The organism is Actinomadura luzonensis, assembly GCF_022664455.2.
GTDB classification, from domain to species: Bacteria; Actinomycetota; Actinomycetes; order Streptosporangiales; family Streptosporangiaceae; genus Nonomuraea; species Nonomuraea luzonensis.
This window is the reverse complement of sequence record NZ_JAKRKC020000001.1, coordinates 668,994-691,695: the sequence shown is the minus strand read 5'-3', so window position 1 is coordinate 691,695 and position 22,702 is coordinate 668,994. Positions and strand designations below refer to the sequence as shown.

Genomic DNA, 22,702 nt, shown 5'->3' with positions numbered 1-22,702 from the left:
GTATGGTGGGGAACGGCAGTGCTTGTGCGCCGGCCGTGTTCCCTCACGGTTTGCGCGTAAGCTACCCATGGGTAACATGACCGCGACAAGCCACCCTCTGCCGGAGGCCCGCCGGGCACCTGGCAGTCTGGACAGCATTGCATCCGGCGCCCACCGCAGCGACGCGGTGGCGCACGCGAAACGGGAGGTCGGCCACCGGCCATGAACATCGTCGTCTGCGTGAAGCAGGTCCCCGACACGGCGACCGAGCGCAAGCTGCGGTCCGATGACAAGACGCTCGACCGCGACGCCGCCGACGGCGTGGTCAACGAGCTTGACGAGTACGCGGTCGAGGAGGCGCTGAAGCTCAAGGAAGCGCACGGTGGCGAGGTCACCGTGCTGACCATGGGCCCCGGCAAGGCCACCGACACCATCCGCAAGGCCCTGGCCATGGGCGCCGACAAGGCGGTCCACCTGAGCGACGAGGCCCTGCACGGCTCCGACGCCCTCGGCACCTCGTACGCGATGGCCCAGGTGCTCAAGAAGATCGGCTTCGACCTGGTCATCCTCGGCGCGGAGTCCACCGACGCCCGCACCGGCGTGCTGGCCGCCATGCTGGCCGAGCGGCTCGGCACGCCGCAGCTCACCCTGGCCAACAAGGTCGAGGTCGAGGGCTCCTCGATCCGGATCCAGCGCCTCACCGACTACGGCTTCGACAAGGTCGAGGCCGCGCTGCCCGCCGTCGTGTCCGTGGTGGAGAAGATCAACGAGCCGCGCTACCCGTCCTTCAAGGGCATCATGGCGGCCAAGAAGAAGCCGGTCGAGACGCTCGCCATCGGCGACGCCTCCATCGACGCGGGGCAGGTCGGCCTCGGCGCCGCCTGGTCCGAGGTCGTCGACTTCGCCGCGGCCCCGCCGCGCGCGGCCGGCACGATCGTCAAGGACGAGGGCGACGGTGGCGCGAACGCCGCCGACTTCCTCGCGTCCAAGAAGTTCATCTGAGAACGGGGGTTTACTGAAATGTCGGAGATTCTCGTTCTCGTCGAGCAGGTCGAAGGCGAGGTCAAGAAGGTCACGCTCGAGCTGCTCACGCTGGCCCGCTCGCTCGGCACGCCCGCCGCCGTCTGGCTCGGCCCCGGCTACACCGCCGACGCCAAGGCCAAGCTGGCCGAGTACGGCGCCGAGACGATCTACGTGGCCGGCTCCGAGGAGCTCGTCCAGTACGTGGTCGCCCCCAAGGCCGAGGCGCTGGCCCAGCTCGTGGCCGACAAGTCGCCGGCCGCCGTGCTGGTGGCCGCCACGGCCGAGGGCAAGGAGATCGCGGGCCGCCTGGCCGTCAAGACCGACTCGGGCGTCATCACCGACGCCGTGGGCCTCGGCGACGGCTTCGTCGCCGACCAGTCCATCTTCGGCGGCGGCGTCAACGTGCACTCGAAGGTGCGCAGGGGCACGCCCATCGTGGCCGTCCGCCCCAACTCCACCGCCCCCGCCCCGTCCGCGGGCGCCGGCGCCGAGCAGGAGATCTCGGTCGCCCTGTCCGAGGCCGCCAAGGGCGCGCGCGTGGTCGAGCGGGTCAAGCAGGAGAAGGGCGCCCGCCCCGAGCTGACGGAGGCCGCGATCGTGGTCTCGGGCGGCCGCGGCGTCGGCTCGGCCGAGAACTTCGCCGTCATCGAGCAGCTCGCCGACGCGCTGGGCGCGGCCGTGGGCGCCTCCCGGGCGGCGACGGACGCGGGCTGGTACCCGCACCAGTTCCAGGTCGGCCAGACCGGCAAGACGGTCTCGCCGCAGCTCTACATCGCGGCCGGCATCTCCGGGGCCATCCAGCACCGGGCGGGCATGCAGACCGCGAAGACCATCATCGCCATCAACAAGGACCCTGAGGCGCCGATCTTCGAGCTGGCCGACTACGGCGTGGTGGGCGACCTCCACCAGGTCGTGCCGCAGCTCACCGAGGAGATCAAGAAGCGCAAGTAGCACGGCGGGACGCGGGGGGCACCGCCCCCCAAACCCCGTCCCTCGCGAGGGCGCTCAGGCCGGCAGTGGGGGTCGCGCCCCCCCACACCCCCGGCAGAACCCGCTGCGCCGCCTCGCCGACCGGCCGACGTCGTATCCCTGGCCCAGGGACGTGAGAAGCGGCGGAGCGGACCGACTCCGAGGACACGCCTTCGTGCCTGGCCGGCGCTGCTTCTCGGCCCCTTCGACCCCGGCTCGGGCGACAACCGCGGCTGACGGCGGTGAGAAGGGCGGCCAGGCGCTCGGGCCGGCTGCCTCGCGCGGGCATGCCCGCCGCCGTCACGGGTGATCATGAGAACCTGCGCCGGGCCTCAGCGCAGGCGCATGGCGTAGTGGTCGAAGTAGAGGCGGGCCACCAGGTCGCCGCGTGAGCTGGTGCCGGTCTTGTCAAAGATCGACTTCAGATGGTCCTGCACCGTGTACGCCGACAGGTGCAGCGTCGCGGCGATCCGGCTGGTGGGGTGGCCGCGGGCGACGAGCTCGGTGACGCGGCGTTCCCGCTCGGTCAGTCCGTACGCCGCCGCGATCAGAGGCGCCAGCTCGGGCGCCCGCGCGGCCTCCAGCGTCACCGCCACCGGCGCGTCCGGGCCGTCGCCGAGCAGCGAGCCGCGGACGAGCAGCCACCCGGACGGGGTCTGCACGCGCGCCCGGGCAGGGGGAAGGGCGGCGGCGCCGGAGGGGAGGCGTGTGTCGCGGGCGGAGGGGAGGGCGGTGTCGCGGGCCGGCGGGGAGGCGGGCCGGCGGGCGGTGGCCAGGGCGCGGGCCTGGCGGGCGACGGTGGCGATCACCAGCGGAAGCCGCGCGCCGGCCCGGTCACCCGTGCCGAGCTGGTCCAGCCAGTGCCCGGCCGCCCGGTCGCACAGGGCGACGGAGTCGTCGGGCGCGAGGACGAGGACCCCGGAGTCGTCCGGCGGGTGGACGAGGGCCCCGGAGTCGTCCGGCGGGAGGACCCCGGGGTCGTCCGGGGCGGCGGCGCCGCTGAGGAGGGCGGCGCGGCGCAGGCCGTCGGCGATCAGCCCGGCCAGCGACGCCACGCCCGCGACCTCCTCGGGTGTGAAGTGCCGGCGGCCCGCCTCTCTGAACAGGGTCAGCCCGCCCCACGTGCCGGTGCCGGTGGCGAGCACGACCCGGAGCTCGTCGGCGAAGCCGCCGGGACCCCGGACGTCCCGCTGGCGCAGGCTCCGGTCGAGGTCGCCGCGCGTGGCCTCGCCGAGGCCGGCCGCCGCGGTGCCCGCGTTCCTGAGCGCGGCCCACTTGTTGACGTCGGGCTCGCGCAGCTCGATCTCGATGAGCCGGAGGATCTCGGCGGCCGGCAGGCCGTTCTCGACGTACTCGCCGGTGGGCAGCAGGGTGGCGGGGTCCATGGTCTGCAGGCAGGTGCCCTCGCACGGGACGAGCCGTCCCAGCAGCTCGCCGACGGCGCGGGCGTACGCGGGGACGTCGAGCCCGCGGTGCACCAGTCTCAGGAGCTCGGCACGGGTGGATGCTGGGGACACGCGTTCACCCTAGACACGGGTTTCGCGACATGTCCCCAGAAATCTGGGATGGCCGGTGAATGTCCGGTCCAGCATCGTGAGGTGCCTACGGCGACGGACCTGACACGAGGAGCGGCATGGGAATCGTCGAGGAGGGCCGCCTGGTGCTGCGGTCCGGCGACCGGGGGTACGACGAGGCGCGCACGGTCTGGAACGCCATGGTGGACCGGCGTCCGCAGCTCATCGTGCGCTGCGCCGGCGTCCCCGACGTGGTCGCCGCCGTGCGGACGGCGCGTGAGCTCGGCCTGGAGATCGGGGTGCGGTGCGGCGGGCACGGCGTGCTCGGGCTGGCGGTGCCCGACGGCGGGCTGATGATCGACCTCACGCTGATGAACGAGGTCCGGGTCGATCCCGATCGGCGGCGCGCCCGGGTGGGCGGCGGCGCGCTGCTGGGGGCGCTGGACCGCGCGACGCAGCGGCACGGCCTCGCGACCACCGCCGGGAACGTCTCCCACACCGGCGTGGGCGGCCTCACGCTGGGCGGCGGGATGGGCTGGCTGGCCCGCCGGCACGGGCTCTCCTGCGACAACGTCGTGTCGTACGAGCTGGTGACCGCGGCCGGCGAGGTGGTGCGGGCGAGCCGGGAGGAGAACCCCGAGCTGTTCTGGGGGCTGCGCGGCGGCGGCGGGAACTTCGGGGTGGTGACCGAGTTCGAGTTCCGCCTGCACCCGGTGGGGACGCGGGCCTTCACGGCCGAGTACACCTTCCCGGCCGGGCGGGCGCTGCCGGTCCTGCGCGGCTGGCGGGACCTGAGCGCGGAGGCGCCCCGGCAGGCCACGTTCACGGCCTGGGCCGGGGGCGGGATGGCGTCGGTCGGGTTCGTGTGGGTGGGCGACCCGGAAGCGGGCCGCGAGCTGGTGCCGGCGTTGCGCGCCCTCGGGCGTCCCGAGGAGGAACGCCTGGCCGAGCCGTCCTATCTGGAGCTGCAGACCAGGGAGGACGTGACGGACCGGCACGACCTGCGCAGGTTCTGGAAGGGCCACTACCTGCGGGACCTGCCGGACGAGGCGATCGAGGCGTTCCTCGACGGCAGCCGGGACGTGCCGGGCGCGCGGCTCCAGGCGTACGGCGGCGCGATCGCCGACGTGCCGGACGAGGACAGCGCCTTCGGCCACCGCGACGCCGCCTTCGAGTACGTGACCTCGGCGGGCTGGAGCGACCCGGCCGAGGACGGGCGGCGCATGTCCGCCGCCCGCCGGGCCGCCGCCGCCCTCGAACCCTTCGCCAGCGGCGTGTACGTCAACGCGCTCAGCGACGAGGGCGCCCAAGGCGTGCGGCGCGCCTATCCGGCGGCCAAGCTCGCCCGGCTGACCGCGCTGAAGGACGTCTACGACCCGGACAACGTCTTCCACCTCAACCACAACATCCAGCCGTCGTCGGCCTGACACCGGAGCGGGGATCAGCGGTCCCAGGGCGTCGAGGTCGATGGGCCGGGCGAGGGCGTCGTAGCCGGTGTCGTCGAGGTGGATGCCGTCGCCGGAGCCGCTCCTTGCGGTTGATCACGGTGCTGCCGGCGTACCGGAGCGGGACGGTGATCTCGCGGGTGACACCCCGGACGGTCAACCGGCCGGTCACCTCGAAGCAGGCGTCGCCGAGGTGCTTGACGCCGGTGCTGGTGGCGTCAGCGGAGCATGCGGAAGAAGGCGCGCAGTTCCTCGACGAACAGGCCGGGCTGCTCGAACGCGGCGAAGTGGCCACCCTTGTCCGGTTCGTTCCAGTACAGGATGTTGGTGAAGCGTTTCTCGGCCCACCGCCGGGACGGCCGGGGGTTCTCCTTGGGGAAGATCGAGCAGCCTGCCGGGACGGTCACCAGGTCCGTCGTCCCGGCGGTGAAGAGCCGTTGGACGGCCTTGAAGCTCTCCCAGTAGAGCCGGGCGGCGGACGCGCCGGTTCCGGGCAGCCAGTAGAACATGAGGTTGTCGAGGAGCTCGTCGCGGGTGAGGGCGTTCTCGGGGTGGCCGTCACCGTCGGTCCAGGACCGGAACTTCTCGATGATCCAGGCGGCCAGCAGGGCCGGTGAGTCGACGAGCCCGTAGCCGATGGTCTGCGGGCGGGTGGACTGCTCCAGCGAGTACCCGTCCTCGTCTTCCTGGCCGCGGTCCAGGTCGGCGATCGCGGCCCGTTCGGCGGGGGTGAGGTCGCCGAACGTGGCCGGGTCGGGGGCCGCCAGCGGCGGGACGAGGTGGATGCCCGCCACGTGGACGGGGTCCCGCAGGCCGATGAGGGTGGTGATGGTGGTGCCCCAGTCGGAGCCTGCCGCGCCGTAGCGGTCGTAGCCGAGGCGGGCCATCAGCTCGATCCAGGCGTCGGCGATCCGTTCGACGCCCCAGCCGCGGTGGCCCGGTCTGTCGCTGAAGCCGTAGCCGGGCAGGGACGGGCACACGACGTGGAAGGCGTCGCGGGCGTCGCCGCCGTAGGCGGCCGGGTCGGTGAGCGGCCCGATCACCTTGAGGAACTCCACGACCGAGCCCGGCCATCCGTGGGTCAGGACGATCGGCATCGCGTCCGGGTGCGGCGAGCGGACGTGCAGGAAGTGGATCCCGAGGCCGTCCAGGGAGGTCCGGAACTGCGGCAGCGCGTTCAGCCGCCGCTCGGTGGCCCGCCAGTCGTACTCCTCGGCCCAGTACCGGCACAACTCGCGCAGGTAGCCCAGCGGGACGCCCTGCGACCAGTCCTCGACCGTCTCCTTCTCGGGCCAGCGCGTGCGCCGCAGCCGCTCGCGCAGGTCGGCCAGCACGGGCTCGGGGATGTCGAGCCGGAACGGGGTCACGTGGTCGGACATGCTGCCTTCCTCATCGGTCTTCGGGTGACAGGTGCGGGGATCGCCACCGGCGGTCATTCTCCGGCCAGGAGGAGCGCCTGCTGCGGCGCGAGGCGGACGTATCCGGTCCTGGGCCGGTCGGGGGTGACGGTGGGGTCGTCGCTGTCGAACACCGCCGCAGCGGGCGGGCGCAGGTCGCCGGCAGGGGTGTCGCGGAGGTTCGCCACCGCCCAGAGCGCTCCCCGGCGGTAGGCGGTCACCGGCGCCGCGAGCACGGCCCTGCTCACGTCGTCGGTGGCGGCCAGCGCGTGCGCCAGCCGGCGTCTGGCGGCCAGCAGCCGGGTGAGGGTGTTCAGGTGGGACGCGGGGTCGTCCCGCTGCGCCGCCACGGTCTCGTCGTCGCGGCGGTCGCCGCCGGGAAGCCAGGGCTGCCCGGTGGTGAACCCCAGGCCCGGGCCGGGCCGCCAGGGCATGGGGGTGCGCGCGGCGTCGCGGCTCTCCTCCGGCTGGGCCGCGCCCAGCGGGGCGGCGCCCTGGCCGGGCGGCACCCGCCCGTCACCCAGGCCGAGCTCCTCGCCCTGGTAGAGCCAGAAGGTCCCCGGCAGCAACGCCATCAGCACGTGCAGCGCGAGCGAGCGGCGCCGCCCCCGGAGCCCGCCGCCGAACCGGGTGACGGCGCGGGAACGATCGTGGTTGCCCTGCACCCAGGACAGCCGCGGCGACGCCAGCACGGCGCTCTCGATCATGGCGTCGATGCGGTCGGCGTCCCAGCCGGTCTCCACCAGCCCGAACCAGAACGACGAGTGCAGCCGCTCGCCCTGCACGAAGCGTGCCAGCGCCCGGGGGTCGAGCTCGTAGACCTCGCCGACGAGGAAGGCGTCGTGCCGGTCGGCGATCCGCCGCCACCGCTCGTGGACGGCGTGCACGCCGGGCTGGTGGATGTCGTGGAGATGCTCCTGGCGGCGCCAGTCCAGGGTCACCCCGCGGGCCGGCAGGATCCGGCCGGCGGGCAGCGGCGGGTTGTCCCGCAGGCCGGCGTCCTTGATGAGGTAGCCGGCGGTGTCGATGCGGAAGCCGTCCAGTCCGCGGCTCAGCCAGTGCTCGGCGATCGCGTCGATCTCAGCGGCGAGCGCCGGGTTGCGCCAGTTGAGGTCGGGCTGTTCGGGGCGGAACAGGTGCAGGTAGTACTGGCCGGTCGCCGGGCTGAACGTCCAGGCGGGCCCGCCGAAGTGCGACACCCAGTTGTTGGGCGGGCCGCCGTCCGGTGCCGGGTCGCGCCAGATGTAGTAGTCGCGGTGCGGGTCGTCCGCGCTGGAGGCGGCGGCGACGAACCACGGATGGGCGTCGCTGGTGTGGTTGACGACCAGGTCGCCGAGCACCCGCATCCCGCGCCGGTGCGCCTGCGCCAGCAGCTCGTCGAGGGCCGCCTGCCCGCCGAACGACGGATCCACGGCGCGGTAGCCGGCGACGTCGTAGCCGTGGTCGCGCATCGGCGAGCGGTAGAAGGGGGTCAGCCACACCACGTCCACGCCGAGCCGTTCCAGGTGGTCCAGCCGCGCGCTCGCCCCGGCCAGGTCTCCCCAGCCGTCCCCGGTGCTGTCCGCGAACGACGGAAGGTACACCTGGTAGCCCACGGCGTCGCGCCACCACGGCCGCACCCGCGAGCGCTGCAGCAGGTGGGCCAGCCGGCCGAGGCCGGACAGGGACAGGTCGCCGTCCAGCCCCCGCAGCGCGACGGTCGGCATGCCCGCCGCCCGGCCCGCGGCCAGCCCCGGCTCGGAGTCCTCCACCACCAGGCAGGAGGACGGCGCGAGGCGAAGGCGGCGCGCGGCCTCCAGGTAGCCCTCCGGGTCGGGCTTGCCCGCGCCGACGTCGTCGATCGTCAGCAGAACCGGCGGATCGATCCCCGCCGCGTGCAGGCGGGCCTTGGCCAGCCGCCCGTCGGCGCTGGTCACCACGGCCCACGGCAGCCGGAGCCGGTCCAGCGTGGCGAGCAGGAGATGGGCGCCGGGTGCCGCGGTGACGTCCGTCAGGTCCTCGTACTGCAGGGCGTGCTGCCGTCGCGCCGCCGCCGTGACCGCCTCGTCGTCCAGGGCGGGCAGCAGCCTGCGGACCGTACGCGCGGCCGGGCTGCCGTGGGCGACGGCGAGCACCGCGCCGGGGTCGACGCCGTACTCCTCGGCCCAGATCGACCAGGCGCGCTCGACCGCGGCGTCGGAGTCCACGAGAGTGCCGTCCATGTCCAGCAGCACCGCCTGGATCTCGCCGAGATCCGTCGTTCGTCGTGGCACGGCGTTCCCCCTTCGATTAAACTCGTGAGTCGAGCATAAACGAAGGGCAGCGACATATGGCAACCCCACGCGACCGCGCCAGGTCCGTGCGCGCCGCCGATCTCCGCTGGCGCGGCGCCTTGGCCGTGCTGGAGGAGATGCGCCGCGCGCCGGGAGTGACCAGGGCGGCCGTCGCCCGGAGCCTCGGCCTCAGCACCGGCTCGGCCACGGAGATCACCTCCCGGCTGCGCGACCTCGCCCTGCTCGCCGAGACCCCGGCCGCCGCGACCACCCGCGGCCGCCCGACCAGCGTGCTCACGCCCCACCCTGACGGCCCTCTCGTCATCGCCGTGGACCTGCGGCAGGAGGACTGGCGATGCGCGGTCGCCTCGCTCGACGGGGAGCCCGGCATCGCGGAGACCGGGACGCACCGCAGCCGCGCTCCCGAGCAGGTGATCGACACGGTCGCCGGGGCGGTGCGACGCCTGCACGACCGTCACGGTCACCGCGTCCGGGCGATCTCCGTGGCGGTCGCCGCGACGGTGCAGCACGGCAAGGTCGTCCAGTCCGCCGTGCTCGGCTGGGACGCGGTGGACCTGGCGGCACTGACGAACGATCCGCGCACGCCGCTGCTGATCGGCAACGACGCCACCCTCGCCGGCCTCGCCGAGGCCCGGCAGGGCGCCGTGGCGGGAGCGGCGAGCGTCCTGCACATCACCGTGGAGGTGGGCGTCGGCGGCACGCTGGTCGTCGGCGGCCGGCCCATGCACGGAGCGACGGGCGCCGGCGGGGAGTTCGGGCACCTGCCGTTCGGCGACCCCGGCCTGCGCTGCCCCTGCGGCGCCCGGGGCTGCTGGGACCTGACCGTCGACGGCCGCGCGATCGCCCGCCACCTCGGCGAGCCGCCGCCCCGCGACCCCCGCACGTACGCCGAGCAGGTCCTTGCCCGCGTCCCGGCGGACCCGGCCGCCCGGGCCGCCGTCGGCCGCACCGCCGCCGGACTGGCCCATGGCGTCGCCGGGTTGATCAACGCTCTGGACCCCGCGGTCGTCACTCTGGGCGGCCTGGCGCAGGCCCTGCGGGCCGCGGCCGAGCCCGAGTTCACCGCTGCCCTGACCGGCGGGCTCATGCGCTTCCGCCGCCCGCACCCGCCTCCCGTGCTCCCCGCCGCCCTCGGCCGTGACGGGGCACTGCGCGGGGCGGTGGTGGCGGCGCTGGACCACGTCCTCACCGAAGAAGGGCTCGCTGCCTGGGCGGCCCTGCGCTCCTCCCGCTCCCCGGCCTAGCCCGTCCGCCGGCTCAGCTCGGCACGTGAGAGGCGCGGCCGCGCCGGCGGGTCACTTGGCGATCGCCTCGCGCACGGCGGGGGCGATCTCCTGGCCCCAGCGGGCCAGGGTGGTGAGGTCCACGGCTCCGTGGCCGGTGGAGAAGAGCATGAAACCGGCGGCCCCGTGCTCCAGCACCGCGCCGGTCAGCTCCTCGACCCACTGCGCGACCGAGCCGCCGAGCCAGCGGCCCTCGCGGTCGCGGGTGGCGGCCAGCGGCCGGTCGGTGACGCGGCCGGGGAAGTTGTAGACGGTGCGCACCTCGCCCGGGTCGCGGCCCACGGACGCCGCCGCCTCGTCGATGATCGGACGGGACCAGCGGTAGCGTTCGCTGAGCCAGTCGGCCGCGTGGCCGGGGATCCAGCCGTCGGCCACCCGGCCGGTGGCGGCCAGCGACTTGGGGCCGTTCGAGCCGGTCCACACCGGGGGAGCGGCCACGGGGGCGGGGTCGATGCGGCTCACCTGGTAGTGGCGGCCCTCGAAGGTGACCGGCGGGCCGCCGCCCGACAGCTTCTTGACCAGGGTGATGGCCTCCTCGAACGCCTCAACGGCCTGGCCGGGCGTCTGCCGGGGCACGCCCATGTCGGCGATCCGGTCCCACAGGCCGCCGGCTCCCATGCCGAGCACGACGCGGCCGCCCGACAGGGCCGACAGGGACGTCACGTGACGGGCCAGCATGGGGGCGGGGCGGGTCGGCAGGTTGGTGACGTTGGCGAAACCGGCGATGCGCTCGGTCCGGCCGAGGAGGTAGCCGATGGCGGCGTAGGCGTCCAGCCGCTCGCCGAGGTAGGGGTGGTCGGACAGGGAGAAGAGGTCGAGGCCGTCCCGGTCGGCCTGCTGGACCAGGCGCAACAGCTCGGGGATGTCGGAGACGCCGGAGTGCGCGCCGAAGCCGAAGACGACGTCAGTGGATGCGGACATGGTTCTGCCTTTCCCCCGCTGCCGCGGCCGCCCAGGTGCTGTCCCGGCGCCCCGGCAATGGCTTGTAGTTCGTGCTACGAACCATAATAGTTCGTGACACGAACTGCAAGCCGGGGATCAACGGACGGCGTCCGGCTCCGCGAAGACGGCCGGCACCTTGTTGTCCGCGACGACGCGGCCGAGCAGCGCGGCCAGCGTGTCGCGCTCCTCCTGGGAGAACCCCGCCGTCAGCTCCTCGATGCGGCGGCAGGTGCCGGTGTAGAACACGTCGGCCAGCTCGGCGCCCCGGCGGGTCAGCGCGACCCGCACCGCGCGCGAGTCCTGGGGGTCGGGTCTGCGCTGGACCAGGCCGTTGCGCTCGCACCGGTCGACCAGGCCGGTCAGGCTGGACTTGGCCAGGCCCAGCATCGCGCCCAGCTCGCTCATCCCGTACGGCTGCGCCATCAGCACGCACAGGAGCTGGCCCTGCTGCTGGGTGAGGCCGTACTCGCGGGCGGCGTCCACGTACACGGCATTGACCAGGAACGTCGACCGTACCAGCGCGGCCACCGTCCCGATCTGGCCGTCGAATTGTTCGTTCACCTCACAAGGATAACCAATTCGTGGCACGAACTACCCGCTCGCGGCGACGCCGTCCGCCACCGGCTCCGGCGGCTCGCGGGAGGGGAGCTCCCAGAGCCAGCCGACGATCAGCCCGCTGAGCAGCGCCGGCCCGTGCAGGTCGGGTACGCCGGTCAGGGCGACGGCGGCGACGGCGGGGACGGCGGGGAAGAGCCACTCGGGCACCCGCGCGCGGTGCGCCACGAGCTGGGCGCCGGCCGCGGCCAGGGCGACCATGGCGACGACGCCCCAGACGCCCAGGTCCGCCAGCAGCCAGGCGCCCGAGACGATCGCGTAGAAGGCGCCCACCGAGCGTTCGAGGCGGCCGGCGGAGGAGACGGCGAGGCCGGCGGCCAGGGCGCACAGCGCGATCGAGTTGCCCGCGCCCGGCTGGTTCAGCAGGTAGCCGGCGGTCTCGCCGGCGACGGCGCCGGCCGCGTACAGGACGAGCCAGCGCGGGCGGCCGAGCGCGCGCTCGGCGAGGTGGCCGAGCACGGCGAGGAAGCCCAGGTTGACCAGGGTGCCGAACGGGCCGCCGTCCTGGACCAGCAGGGCCGTGGCGAGCCGCCACCACTGGCCGTGGGCCGCGATCGCCGCCGGGTCGCGGGCCCAGGCGGGCTCCAGGCCCGGGATGACGAACTGCAGGAGACTGGGCACCGCCGTGATCGCGAGGACCACGGCGGTGAGGTAAGGCACGAATCCGTCCGTCCGGCGCTTGAGCACGCCCATAGCGTGCCATACCGGGTCAGGCGGCCGCGGGCTCCCGTTCCCTGGTGACGGGGAGGGGCTGGATCGCGGCCGGTTCGCGGCGCGGCAGCAGGCGCGCGGCCAGCGTGATCAGCACGCCGAGGACGACCCCGATGCCGAGCGCGGTCCGCAGGCTGGTGGCGTCCGACAGGAACCCGATCACCACCGGGCCCAGCAGCAGGCCCGCGTAGCCCATCGCGCCCGCCTGGGCGATCGCCGGGCCGGGGTTCGCGGTCGCGGTCCCGGCCAGGGACAGCGTCAGCGGCGAGATCGTCGCCACGCCGAGGCCGACGAAGAACATCGCGCCCACCGCCACCAGCGCCGCCGGAGCGAGCAGCACGACGGCGAAGAAGCCCGCCGTCGCCACGCCCGACACCGTCAGCATGCCGCGCACGCCGAAACGCAGCCGCAGCCGGTCGCCGGTCAGCCGGGCGACCAGCATGCCCACCTCGAAGACCGGGTAGCCGAGCGCGGCCACGGCCTCGGGCGCGCCGAGCTCGTCGCGCATGTAGAGGCCGTTCCAGTCGGCCACCGTGCCCTCCACCATGAAGGCGAAGAACATGATCGCGCCGAGCAGGTAGACGATCGGGGGCAGGCGGCGGCGGCCGGTCGCGGCGGCGCGTCCGGCGGCCGGGGTCTCGGCCAGGTACGTCCGGCCGAGAGCGATCATGAGCGGGAGCGCGACCAGGCCGATCAGCGCCACGTTGGCGGTGAACGACAGGCCGAGGGCGATCGACAGGCTGCCGAGGCCGCCCGCCGCGATCGCGCCGACGCACCAGCCGGCGTGCATGCCGTTCATCAGCGGTCGGCCGTACGCCTGCTCGACGGTGGAGCCCTGGGCGTTCATGGCCACGTCCACCATGCCGAACGCCATCCCGAAGAGCGCCACGGCCGCCATCAGCAGCGGCAGGTCGGGGGCGAAGGCCACGGCCACCAGGCCGAGCGCGGTGAGAGGGCCGCCGACCCGCAGGACCGTCCTGCTGCCCAGGCGGGCCATGACGCGGCGCATGCTCTGCATGGTCACCAGGGCGCCGAGCCCCCAGACCAGCAGGACGGCGCCGACCGTGGACTCGGACAGGCCGAGTTTGTCGGTCAGCGCGGGGATGCGCACCGTCATCGTGCCCACCATCAGGCCGGCGAGGACGAAGGTGAGGACCGCCCCGTAGCGGGCACTCCTCAGGTCGCGGGTCATACGGCAACACCTCACACAAAGAGTTACTTACAGGCATATTTCGGGCATGCAGGGCCGCACCTGGCCCCTCGGTCACGACAGGACTGAAGGACGGGCGTGCCTGAGCCCCCGGCGCCAGGGGGCGACGGGACGATGGAACAGGACGGACGGGGAGAAAATTCCTGAGACTGCGGCGCCTCAGGCGGGCCCCTGGGACGGATGGGGTCGGGTGCGTCAGGCGGGTCTCGCCAGGAGCCCCCGCAGGCGCGCCTCCAGGGCCCGGAGGTCGGCGTCGGAGTTCAGCTCGGGGTCGTGGCTGGCCACGTCCCAGAGCCCTTCGCAGGCGAGCCGGACGATCTGCGACGCCACCGGGTCGGGCTCCTCGCTCAGGCCCTCGCGGTGCCAGCGGGTCATCGCCTCGCGCAGCGGCGCGAGCAGGAACAGGTTTCCCGACGCCCCGGTGACCACGGCCCAGCGTCGCAGCCGGCCCGAGCGCACGGCGGCCAGGGTGGCCCCCAGGTAGCGCTCGGTGTAGGACCCGCCGGGCTGGCCGGCCATGAGCTGGTCGAAATCCTCGATGAGCCGCTCGACCATGCCCTTGATCAGGGCTTCCTTCGAGTTGAAGTGGTAGAGCAGCCCGCCCTTGCTGACCCCGGCCCGGTCGGCCACCGCGTTGAGGGTGAGCGCGGCCGAGCCCTGGTCGCAGAGGATGTCCTCCGCCGCGTCCAAAAGCTCGTCCCTTCGCATGCCTCTACTGTACCGTCCGGACGGTACAGTAGCAAGCGCGATACCCTGGGCGGGTGAGCAGACCGTCGGCCTATCTTGATCATGCGGCGACCACGCCCATGTTGCCCGAGGCGATCGAGGCCATGACGGAGCAACTGCGGCACGTCGGAAACCCGTCCTCGCTGCACGCCGCCGGCCGCCGGATGCGGCGGGTCGTCGAGGAGGCGCGCGAGACCATCGCCGACGCCCTCGGCGCCCGGCCCAGCGAGGTGGTCTTCACCTCCGGCGGCACCGAGGCCGACAACCTCGCCATCAAAGGGCTCTACTGGGCCCGGCGGCCGCGGCGGCGGGTGCTGCTCAGCGCCATCGAGCACCACGCCGCGCTCGACCCCGCCCACTGGCTGGGCGAGAGCCAGGGCGCCGAGGTCGAGCTGCTGAAGGTGGACGAGCACGGGCTGGTCCACCCCGACACCCTGCGGGCCGCCGTCGAGCGCGACCCCGACGACGTGGCCATGATCAGCGTCATGTGGGCCAACAACGAGGTCGGCACCGTCCAGCCCGTCCACGTGCTCGCGGCCGTCGCCCACGACCACGGCATCCCGTTCCACACCGACGCGGTGCAGGCCGTCGGCCAGCTTCCGGTGTCGTTCGCCGGGTCGGGGGCCGACGCCCTCACGCTCACCGGCCACAAGGTGGGCGGCCCGATGGGGGTCGGCGCGCTGCTGCTGGCCAGAGGGCTCAACCCCGTGTCCGTGCAGCACGGCGGCGGCCAGGAGCGCGACGTGCGCTCGGGCACCCTCGACGCGCCCGCCATCGCCGGGCTAGCGGCGGCCGTCCGCGCCGCCGTCGAGCAGCAGGAGGCCCTGCGCCGCCGGCTCACCGCGTTGCGCGACGAGCTCATCGAACGGGTCCGCCAGGCCGTCCCCGACGTGGTGCTCAACGGCCACCCCACCGAACGGCTGCCGGGCAACGCGCACTTCTCCTTCCCCGGCTGCGAGGGCGACGCGCTGCTCATGCTGCTCGACGCCAAGGGCGTGGAGTGCTCCACCGGCTCGGCCTGCTCTGCGGGCGTGGCGCAGCCGTCGCACGTGCTGCTGTCCATGGGCGCCGACGCCGCCGCGGCCCGCGGCTCGCTGCGCTTCTCCCTCGGGCACACCTCCACCAGGGACGACGTGGACCGGCTGATCGAGGTGCTGCCCGCCGCCGTCGAACGCGCCCGGCGGGCGGGGCTGAGCTAGCCGGCGGCTGTCAGGCCCCGAGGTCAGGCCCCGAGGTCAGGCCCCGAGGTCAGGCTTCCGGCGTCAGGCCCCCGGCGATGTGGTCGGCGAGGGCCGGCAGCCAGTCCGGGCGGGCGTTGCCCAGCAGGTGGTCGCCGTGCGGGATCCGCAGGTACCGGCCGCGGGGCGCGCGGCGGGCCAGCGCCTCGCCGCAGGTCACGCCGGGGATGACGTCCTGGCCGCCGTCCACCACCAGCAGCGGGCAGGCGACGCGGGCGGCGAGCGCAGACAGGTCCACCCGGCCGGCGAAGGCGCGGGCCGCGTCCTCACCGCCCGCGCGCTCGGCCAGCAGCAGGCGGACGGGGTCCGGCAGGGCGGCCCAGTCGAGCCGGAAGGGGCCGCTGACGGTGGCCGCGACGGCGACGCGAGGCTCGTGCGCGGCGCTCTCCGCCGCGTAGTAGCCGCCCAGGCTCAGCCCCACCAGACCCACGCGCCGGGCGCCGAGCGCGTCCACGACCCGGGCGACGACCCGGTGGTAGTCGGCCCGGACGGTGGTGGTGGCCGCGAGCGCGCCCTGGCCGGGGCCGTCCATGGCGAGGACCGCCAGGCCCCGGCGCAGCAGGGCGGCCACCAGGTCGTGGAACTCCTCCTTGCCGGAGTCCAGGCCGGGCACCACGATCGCCACCGGGGCGCCGGCCGGGCCGCGCAGCCATCCGGCGAACTCGGGGCCCTCCACTCTGCGGGCGTCCGGGTCCAGCAGTTCCAGCGCCCGGGCCATGGCGGCGTCCGCCTCGGCGGCGGCCAGCGCGCGCTCGGGGTTCGGGCCCAGCGTGGCGAAGTGGAACCAGCGCGCCGCGACCTGGTGGTGCTCGCCCGCGGAGACGGCGCCGGCGGCCTGCCGGGCGCGGGCGAGATGGCCGCGGGCGGCCCCCATCAGGGCCTCGCCCCAGCCGTCGAGGCCGGTCAGGGCGGCGGTGACGCGCAGATACTCGTGCGGGTCCAGGCCCGCGCCGGTGGCGCGCGAGAAGTTCGCCGCCGCGAACGCGGCAACCTCCGCGCGGCCGGTCGGCGTGCTCTCGGCTGGGCCGGTCGGCGTGCCTTGCGTCGCGGGGCGTGCCGGAGGGGCGGGGGCTGCTGTCGGGGTCGGTTCGCGCATGCGGCCATATAACCGGCACGAGCCGCACCCGCTCCAACAACGCCCGCGCGCACCCGACAACCGTCGGTTGTCACCCGGGACGCCGGGCCCGCCCGCCGCGACGTCAGCTCAGGAACGGCGAGACGGCCGTCCAGGCCGGGTCGGTGGCGACGTCCACCCGGGGCTCGCCCTCCTCCCAGCTCACGATCAGCTCCTTGGCATGGATGGCCGCGTCGCCGGTCGGGTCGGCGTAGAGATGGATGACCCGCTGCCCCTCGGCGCTCAGGTGCGCGGCGAGCACCGCGTCGTCGCGCAGCTTGAGCAGGCGGGCGGCCAGCCGCTCCTCGAAGTCGCGGAGCGCGGTCAGCGACTCGCCGATCGGCAGCCCGGCCTCGTCGCGGTGCGCGTACGGCAGCGTGATCGCGATGTGCTGGTCGAACAGCGGATGGTCCACCGGGCGCAGCGGGTAGCGGGCGGTCGCGACCAGCGGCGCGCCGCCGGCCGTCTGGCCCTCCAGCAGCACCCACTCCTCCTCGTCGTAGCCGGAGGCGAGGTCGGCGACCACGGCCGGCAGGTGCGCGGCGGACACGGCGTCGATCGGCTCGAACGTCACCGCCGTGATCTCGCCCACCCACCGGGCCACGTCGTCCTCGCCGAGCAGCCAGTCGAGGGCGAGCAGCGCCGCGTCCAGGCGGACGTCCTCGTCGAGGTCGGCGAAGATCGGGTGGTAGGCGGAGACGTCCACGCGCGGCTGGTTGCGCGGCACCCGCAGGCCCAGCACGAGCTTGTCGAGGGCGAACTCGGCCCCGCCCACGTCGAGCGTCAGCTCGGCGGCCTGCGGGTTGGCCTGCCGCGACGGGTGGAACTCCCACAGCAGGTCGGCGGGCGGGGCGGCCTTGGCCCAGCGGTGCGCGAGCGGGCGCAGCTCGGCGTCGCCCGCCGAGGTCACCACCAGGGTGTGCATGGCGTTGCGGCCTGGGGCCACCTCCCACACCAGGCCGGGGTGGACGGCGGCCACCGCCGGCGCGAGCAGGTCCTCGAGGCCGCCGGTGTCGCCCGCGGCCACGAGCGCGTCGACGGCCGGTCTGCTCTCCTGCCACCACGTCCAGAATGTGGCGATACCGTCCTCGCGGGACGCGCCGCCCTCGTCCTCGGCGTCCTTGCGCCCGAATAGTCGCATGGGCTGAATCCTCGCAGACCGAGGGCGCGGTCGCGCACCTCCCGCCGGACAGTACGCTGGAACGGTCATGGGACTGCGTGTGCTTGCCGCCATGTCGGGCGGCGTCGACTCAGCCGTGGCCGCCGCGCGCATCGCCGAGGCCGGTCACGACGTCACTGGTGTCCACCTCGCCCTGTCGGCCAACCCCCAATCGCATCGCACGGGGGCGCGCGGCTGCTGCACGATCGAGGACTCCCGCGACGCGCGCCGCGCCGCCGACGTCATCGGCATCCCTTTCTACATCTGGGACATGGCCGAGCGCTTCCAGCGCGACGTGATCGAGGACTTCGTCGCCGAGTACGCGGCCGGCCGCACGCCCAACCCGTGCCTGCGGTGCAACGAGAAGATCAAGTTCGCGGCCGTGCTCGACCGGGCGCTCGCGCTCGGCTTCGACGCCGTCGCCACCGGCCACCACGCCCGGCTCGCCGACGGCGTGCTGTCCAGGAGCCCCGACCAGGGCAAGGACCAGTCGTACGTGCTGGGCGTGCTCACCCGCGAGCAGCTCGCCCACGCGATCTTCCCGCTCGGCGACTCCACCAAGGCCGAGGTGCGCGCCGAGGCCGCCAGGCGCGGCCTGACGGTCGCCGACAAGCCCGACAGCCACGACATCTGCTTCATCGCCGACGGCGACACCCGCGGCTTCCTCGCCGACCGGCTGGGCTCGGCCGAGGGCCCCATCGTCGACCAGGACGGCGCGGTCGTCGGCAGCCACCAGGGCGCCCACGGCTTCACCGTGGGGCAGCGCAAGGGCCTGCGCATCGACCGGCCCGCGCCCGACGGCCGGCCCCGCTACGTGCTGTCGATCGAGCCGGTCAGCAACACCGTCACGGTCGGCCCGCGCGCCGCGCTGGAGGTCACCACGATCACCTGCGGCCCGCCCGTCTGGAACGGCCCCGAGCACCTGCGCGCCGACCTCACCGTGCAGCTCCGGGCGCACGGCGAGGTCTACGGCTGCCGCTTCGAGGAGACCGGCGGCGGCCTGCGCGTCGAGCTCGACCGGCCCGCCACCGGGGTCGCGGCCGGCCAGGCGGCCGTGCTCTACTCCGGCGACACGGTGATCGGCTCGGCGACGATCAGGTCGGCCGGCCGGGGCTAGGCCAGGGTGACCGACTCGCCGACCGCGAGGCGGCGGATGTCGGCGCCCTGCTTGTCGGCCTCCATCTTCAGCCAGTTGTCGACCAGGGCCAGGCCGATGTCGCCGTAGAGCGCGTCGTGCGTCGAGTACGCCCGCGCCGGCCGGACCGTGCGCAGGTATTCGACGACCTCCGGCAGCTTCAGCCAGGGCGCGCCGGTCGGCACCAGGAGCGTGCCCACCTCGGCCTCCGGCACGGTGAAGGAGTCACCCGGGTAGAACACCTCGTCCTCCACCAGGAAACCGACGTTCTGCACGATCGGCACGTCGGGGTGGTTGGCGGCGTGCCACTCGCCGAACGCCCGCACCCGGAAACCGGCCGTCTCGAAGGCGTCGCCGTGCCGTACCACCTGGACCTTGGCCGGCACCTCGGACAGCTCGGCCGCCACGCCCTCGCACGTCCAGACCTCGAGGTCGGGGGAGGCGGCCGTCAGCTTGCCGACGTCCACGTGGTCCATGTGCTCGTGGGTGATGAGGACGGCGTCCGCGCCGTCGAGCACCGGGTCCCTGGTGAAGGCGCCGGGGTCGATGACGAGGACCTTGCCGTCCTTCTCCAGGCGGACGCACGCGTGGCCGTACTTCGTGAGCTGCATGCGCAAGAGCCTACGCTTGTGCCATGTCAACGTGGGAAGCCACCGGGGTCGGGTCGCATCCGGGCGACGATCATCTTGAGGCGATCAGGGTCGTGTTCGGCGAGGTGCCGGGCCTGCCGTACCTGCCGGAGCTGCCGGCCAGGGGCGTCGGCGCCGATCTCGTCGGGCGGACGGCGTCGCTGCTGGTCGACATGCCCGTCGAGGTGCAGCCGTCGGGATGGCGGCTGACCGACCGGCCGGGGCGCGACCACCAGCGGGCCGTCGACCACCTGCGGCGCGACCTCGACGGGCTGGAGGAGATCGGCCACGACTACGAGGGGCCGCTCAAGCTGCAGGTGTGCGGGCCGTGGACGCTGGCCGGCGCGGTCGAGCTGAAGTACGGCGACAAGATGCTCGCCGACGCGGGCGCGGTACGCGACCTGACGGCCTCGCTGGCGCAGGGCGTCGCCGACCACTGCGCCGAGGTGCGGCGGCGGCTGCCCGGCGTGAGCGAGATCGTGCTGCAGCTCGACGAGCCCGGCCTGCCGGGGGTGCTGGCGGGCACGGTGCCGACGGCGTCGGGGTTCGGGCGGCTGGCGGCCGTGGAGGAGTGGCGGGTGGAGGAGTCGCTGCGGCTGTTCGGCGAGCCGGTGGTGCACTGCTGCGCGCCCGGGGTGCCGTTCGGGCTGCTGCGCCGGGCGGGGGCGCGGGCGGTCTCGGTGGACGCCTCCCTGCTGCGGCGGCGCGACGAGGACGAGCTGGGCGAGCTGGTCGAGGCCGGGACCCCGCTGTTCCTCGGGGTCGTGCCGGCCACCGACACGCGGCTGCCGGACGTCGGCGTGATCGCCAAGCCGGCGGTGGAGCTGTGGCGGCGGCTCGGGTTCGCGCCCGACGCGCTGGCCGGGAAGGTCGTGCTCACGCCCGCGTGCGGGCTGGCCGGAGCCTCGCCCGCGTACGCGCGGGCGGCGCTGGCCGCCTGCCGCAAGGCCGCCCAGGTGCTCAAGGACGACCCGGCCGGCGGCATGCGCGAGGGCTGAGGCGGCTGTCAGGGGGCGCGCCGCGAGCGTGTTCTTGTCGGTGCCCGGCGGTAGCGTTTGCACAGGTCGTCGTACGCGTCGTACGGAAGGAGAGCCCGCGTGAGCCAGTCGAGCACCGAGCCCGGAGGCGTGCCCGTGGCCGCGCTCAAGCGGCATGCCGAGCTGAGCGAGCTGGTCGAGGAGGCCCGCTGGCGCTACTACGTCGAGGACCAGCCGACGGTCAGCGACGCGCAGTTCGACGAGTGGTTCCGTGAGCTGCTGGCGCTGGAGGAGGCCCATCCCTCGCTGCAGACGCCCGACTCGCCCACCCAGAAGGTGGGCGCCCCGCCCTCGGGCGACTTCGCCAAGGTGCGGCATCTGGCCAGGATGGAGAGCCTCGACAACGCCTTCACGGCCGCCGACATGGCGGCCTGGCAGGCCCGCGCCGAGCGGCTGGCCGAGGGCGACCCGGGCCCCTACCTGTGCGAGCTGAAGATCGACGGCCTGGCCATCGCGCTGGTCTACCGCGACGGCAGGCTGGAGCGCGCCGCCACCCGCGGCGACGGGCGCACCGGCGACGACGTGACGGCCAACGTGCGCACCATCAAGGGCGTCCCGCACCGGCTCACCGGCGACGACGTGCCGAGCCTGGTCGAGGTGCGCGGCGAGATCTACATCCCGGTGGAAGACTTCAAGCTGCTCAACGAGCAGCTCGTCGAGCAGGGCAAGCCGCCGTTCGCCAACCCGCGCAACTCCGCCGCGGGCACCCTGCGGCAGAAAGACCCGCGCGTCACCGCGCAGCGCCCGCTGCGCATGCTGGTGCACGGCGTCGGGGTGTGGGAGGGGGCGGCCGAGCCGCGCACCCAGTCGGGGGTCTACGAGCGGCTGCGCGCGTTCGGGCTGCCGGTCAGCGACCTCTACCGCGTGGTGCCGACGCTCACCGAGGTCAACGCGTTCATCGAGCACTACCGGGTGCACCGGCACGACCCGGCGTACGAGATCGACGGCGTCGTGGTGAAGGTCGACGACCTGCGCACGCAGCGCGAGCTGGGCTCGACCTCGCGGGCGCCGCGCTGGGCGATGGCGTTCAAGTACCCGCCGGAGGAGGTCAACACCAAGCTGCTCGACATCCAGGTGGGGGTGGGGCGCACCGGGCGGGTGACGCCGTTCGCGGTGATGGAGCCGGTGGTGGTGTCCGGGTCCACGGTCGAGCGGGCCACGCTGCACAACGCCGCGATCGTGCAGAAGAAGGGCGTGCTGATCGGCGACACGGTGGTGCTGCGCAAGGCGGGCGACGTCATCCCCGAGGTGGTGGGGCCCGTGGCGGCGCTGCGCGACGGGTCCGAGCGGGAGTTCGTCATGCCGACGCACTGCCCCGAGTGCGGCACGCTGCTGGCGTACGAGAAGGAGGGCGACGCCGACCTGCGCTGCCCCAACGCCCGGAGCTGTCCCGCGCAGATCCGTGAGCGCCTCTACTTCGCGGCCGGGCGGCGAGCCCTCGACATCGAGGGGCTCGGCTACGTCGCGGCCACCGCGCTGTCCCAGCCGCTGCCGCCGCAGGAGCCGGTGGTGCGCACCGAGGCCGACCTGTTCGACCTGACGCTGGAGCAGCTGCTGCCGATCAGGTCGGTGGTCCGCGACCAGGACTCCGGCCTGCCCAAGATCGACCCGAAGACCGGCGAGCAGAAGGTCGTCACGCTCTTCGCCAACCAGAACGCCGAGCCGAGCGCGGTCGCCCGGCTGCTCATCGAGGAGCTGGAGCGGGCCAAGCAGGTGCCGCTCGCGCAGATCCTGGTGGCGCTGACGATCCGGCACGTGGGCCCGCCCACCGCGCGCGACCTGGCGAGCGCCATGCGCTCGATCGACGCGATCATGAACGCCTCGGAGGAGGAGCTGGCCGCGGTCGAAGGCATCGGGCCGCGGGTGGCGGCGACGATCAAGGAGTGGTTCGAGGTCGACTGGCACCGGGAGATCATCGAGCGGTGGCGGGCCGCCGGGGTGCGCATGGCGGACGAGCCCGCGCCGGAGAAGGGGCCGCAGACGCTCGAAGGGCTGACGTTCGTGGTGACCGGCACGCTGGAGGGCTACACCCGCGACTCCGCCTCCGACGCGATCGCCGCGCGGGGCGGGAAGGTGGCCTCGTCGGTGTCGAAGAAGACGTCGTTCCTGGTGGCGGGGGAGAACGCGGGGTCGAAGTACGACAAGGCGGTGAGCCTCAACGTGCCGATCCTGGACGGGGCCGGGTTCGAGGTGCTGCTCAACGACGGGCCTGAGGCGGCGGCGGAGGTGGCGGTCAAACCGGAGGCATGACCGTCACCGGCGGCGGCGTCCGGGGGTGAGGGCCGTCAAGGCGGCGGGGGTCG

20 protein-coding genes are annotated in these 22,702 nt (G+C 74.2%); 8 read left to right on the top strand and 12 right to left on the bottom strand.

The genetic code is table 11. The annotated features are described in order from the left end of the window. Nucleotides 1–201: 201 nt before the first annotated feature. Both MF672_RS03255 and MF672_RS03250 read left to right on the top strand, forming a co-directional pair. Nucleotides 202–981 carry an electron transfer flavoprotein subunit beta/FixA family protein gene (locus MF672_RS03255; RefSeq protein WP_242373497.1) on the top strand — a complete coding sequence of 260 codons (780 nt, stop codon included), beginning with the start codon at nucleotides 202–204 and terminating at the stop codon, nucleotides 979–981. Nucleotides 982–999: 18 nt separating this feature from the next. Then, a complete protein-coding gene (locus tag MF672_RS03250) occupies nucleotides 1,000–1,953 on the top strand; it encodes an electron transfer flavoprotein subunit alpha/FixB family protein (protein WP_242373496.1) in 954 nt (317 codons plus the stop codon). 350 nt (nucleotides 1,954–2,303) lie between these two features. Here the strand turns inward: MF672_RS03250 and MF672_RS03245 are convergent, their stop codons facing one another. Next, complete coding sequence (locus tag MF672_RS03245; protein WP_242373495.1) at nucleotides 2,304–3,488, bottom strand: helix-turn-helix transcriptional regulator; 1,185 nt, start codon at nucleotides 3,486–3,488, stop codon at nucleotides 2,304–2,306. 116 nt (nucleotides 3,489–3,604) lie between these two features. On the opposite strand from MF672_RS03245, the gene MF672_RS03240 reads away from it, so the two are divergent. Beyond that, on the top strand, nucleotides 3,605–4,912 hold the full coding sequence (locus MF672_RS03240; RefSeq protein ID WP_242373494.1) for an FAD-binding oxidoreductase: 1,308 nt from the start codon (nucleotides 3,605–3,607) through the stop codon (nucleotides 4,910–4,912). On the opposite strand, the gene MF672_RS52015 is transcribed toward MF672_RS03240, so the two are convergent. The 3 genes from MF672_RS52015 to MF672_RS03230 are packed head-to-tail and all read right to left on the bottom strand — an operon-like array spanning nucleotide 4,881 to nucleotide 8,579. Then, on the bottom strand, nucleotides 4,881–5,225 hold the full coding sequence (locus MF672_RS52015) for a YceI family protein (RefSeq protein WP_407654697.1): 345 nt from the start codon (nucleotides 5,223–5,225) through the stop codon (nucleotides 4,881–4,883). The two genes, MF672_RS03240 and MF672_RS52015, sit on opposite strands and share 32 nt — an antisense overlap. Next, nucleotides 5,149–6,309, bottom strand: a complete 1,161-nt coding sequence (locus MF672_RS03235) for an epoxide hydrolase family protein (protein WP_242373493.1) — start codon at nucleotides 6,307–6,309, stop codon at nucleotides 5,149–5,151. Before MF672_RS03235 ends, MF672_RS52015 begins: the two co-directional genes overlap by 77 nt. Before the next feature lie 53 nt (nucleotides 6,310–6,362). Next, nucleotides 6,363–8,579, bottom strand: coding sequence for an HAD-IA family hydrolase (locus MF672_RS03230; RefSeq protein WP_242373492.1), 2,217 nt, complete (start codon nucleotides 8,577–8,579; stop codon nucleotides 6,363–6,365). Nucleotides 8,580–8,635: 56 nt separating this feature from the next. Between MF672_RS03230 and MF672_RS03225 the strand changes: the two genes are divergently transcribed. Then, nucleotides 8,636–9,844 carry an ROK family protein gene (locus MF672_RS03225; protein WP_242373491.1) on the top strand — a complete coding sequence of 403 codons (1,209 nt, stop codon included), beginning with the start codon at nucleotides 8,636–8,638 and terminating at the stop codon, nucleotides 9,842–9,844. A 51-nt stretch (nucleotides 9,845–9,895) separates the two neighbouring features. Here the strand turns inward: MF672_RS03225 and MF672_RS03220 are convergent, their stop codons facing one another. From MF672_RS03220 to MF672_RS03200, 5 genes are all read right to left on the bottom strand, one after another. Next, nucleotides 9,896–10,804 carry an LLM class flavin-dependent oxidoreductase gene (locus MF672_RS03220; RefSeq protein ID WP_242373490.1) on the bottom strand — a complete coding sequence of 303 codons (909 nt, stop codon included), beginning with the start codon at nucleotides 10,802–10,804 and terminating at the stop codon, nucleotides 9,896–9,898. A gap of 117 nt (nucleotides 10,805–10,921) precedes the next feature. After that, nucleotides 10,922–11,386 carry a MarR family winged helix-turn-helix transcriptional regulator gene (locus MF672_RS03215; RefSeq protein ID WP_242373489.1) on the bottom strand — a complete coding sequence of 155 codons (465 nt, stop codon included), beginning with the start codon at nucleotides 11,384–11,386 and terminating at the stop codon, nucleotides 10,922–10,924. Nucleotides 11,387–11,416: 30 nt separating this feature from the next. Then, on the bottom strand, nucleotides 11,417–12,100 hold the full coding sequence (locus tag MF672_RS03210) for a rhomboid family intramembrane serine protease (protein WP_242373488.1): 684 nt from the start codon (nucleotides 12,098–12,100) through the stop codon (nucleotides 11,417–11,419). A gap of 49 nt (nucleotides 12,101–12,149) precedes the next feature. Then, nucleotides 12,150–13,343: an MFS transporter gene (locus MF672_RS03205; protein ID WP_242373487.1), complete on the bottom strand. Its 1,194-nt coding sequence runs from the start codon at nucleotides 13,341–13,343 to the stop codon at nucleotides 12,150–12,152. 213 nt (nucleotides 13,344–13,556) lie between these two features. Further along, nucleotides 13,557–14,069 carry a TetR/AcrR family transcriptional regulator gene (locus MF672_RS03200; protein WP_242373486.1) on the bottom strand — a complete coding sequence of 171 codons (513 nt, stop codon included), beginning with the start codon at nucleotides 14,067–14,069 and terminating at the stop codon, nucleotides 13,557–13,559. 98 nt (nucleotides 14,070–14,167) lie between these two features. Between MF672_RS03200 and MF672_RS03195 the strand changes: the two genes are divergently transcribed. Further along, nucleotides 14,168–15,286 carry a cysteine desulfurase family protein gene (locus MF672_RS03195; protein ID WP_242373526.1) on the top strand — a complete coding sequence of 373 codons (1,119 nt, stop codon included), beginning with the start codon at nucleotides 14,168–14,170 and terminating at the stop codon, nucleotides 15,284–15,286. A 49-nt stretch (nucleotides 15,287–15,335) separates the two neighbouring features. Here MF672_RS03195 and MF672_RS03190 read toward each other — a convergent pair whose 3' ends face one another. After that, nucleotides 15,336–16,421: an alpha/beta hydrolase family protein gene (locus tag MF672_RS03190; RefSeq protein ID WP_242373485.1), complete on the bottom strand. Its 1,086-nt coding sequence runs from the start codon at nucleotides 16,419–16,421 to the stop codon at nucleotides 15,336–15,338. A gap of 103 nt (nucleotides 16,422–16,524) precedes the next feature. Further along, nucleotides 16,525–17,580: a DUF695 domain-containing protein gene (locus tag MF672_RS03185; RefSeq protein ID WP_242373484.1), complete on the bottom strand. Its 1,056-nt coding sequence runs from the start codon at nucleotides 17,578–17,580 to the stop codon at nucleotides 16,525–16,527. Nucleotides 17,581–17,647: 67 nt separating this feature from the next. Between MF672_RS03185 and mnmA the strand changes: the two genes are divergently transcribed. After that, nucleotides 17,648–18,715 (top strand): tRNA 2-thiouridine(34) synthase MnmA, encoded by a 1,068-nt coding sequence (gene mnmA, locus MF672_RS03180; RefSeq protein ID WP_242373483.1) that lies wholly within the window; start codon nucleotides 17,648–17,650, stop codon nucleotides 18,713–18,715. Here the strand turns inward: mnmA and MF672_RS03175 are convergent. Continuing rightward, nucleotides 18,712–19,344: an MBL fold metallo-hydrolase gene (locus MF672_RS03175; protein WP_242373482.1), complete on the bottom strand. Its 633-nt coding sequence runs from the start codon at nucleotides 19,342–19,344 to the stop codon at nucleotides 18,712–18,714. The genes mnmA and MF672_RS03175 overlap by 4 nt on opposite strands. Nucleotides 19,345–19,367: 23 nt before the next feature. On the opposite strand from MF672_RS03175, the gene MF672_RS03170 reads away from it, so the two are divergent. Together MF672_RS03170 and ligA are read left to right on the top strand one after the other, a co-directional pair. Beyond that, a complete protein-coding gene (locus MF672_RS03170; RefSeq protein WP_242373481.1) occupies nucleotides 19,368–20,360 on the top strand; it encodes a methionine synthase in 993 nt (330 codons plus the stop codon). A gap of 99 nt (nucleotides 20,361–20,459) precedes the next feature. Further along, nucleotides 20,460–22,649 (top strand): NAD-dependent DNA ligase LigA, encoded by a 2,190-nt coding sequence (gene ligA, locus MF672_RS03165; protein WP_242373480.1) that lies wholly within the window; start codon nucleotides 20,460–20,462, stop codon nucleotides 22,647–22,649. Nucleotides 22,650–22,702: the final 53 nt, after the last annotated feature.